Annotated in this window: 1 protein-coding gene; it reads left to right on the forward strand. The window is 67.7% G+C overall.

The window, feature by feature from the left end; genetic code table 11:
• Window positions 1-251 (forward strand): alpha-amylase family glycosyl hydrolase (locus ACTT8P_RS38660; protein WP_442836463.1); only part of this gene is annotated, 251 nt, incomplete at both ends.

Consider the following 251-nt stretch of genomic DNA (forward strand, 5'->3'; position numbering starts at 1 on the left):
CGCACACCGATGCAGTGGACGCCGGACCGCAACGCCGGGTTCTCGTCGTCCGACCCGGGCCGGCTCTTCCTGCCGACGATCATGGACCCGGTCTACGGCTACCAGGTGACCAACGTCGAGGCGTCGATGTCCTCGCCGTCCTCCCTGCTGCACTGGACCCGCCGGATGATCGAGATCCGCAAGCAGAACCCGGCCTTCGGCCTCGGCTCGTACACCGAACTGCCGTCCACCAACCCCGCGGTGTTGGCGTT

The organism is Streptomyces sp. JW3 (genome assembly GCF_052216785.1).
Classification (GTDB): Bacteria; Actinomycetota; Actinomycetes; order Streptomycetales; family Streptomycetaceae; genus Streptomyces.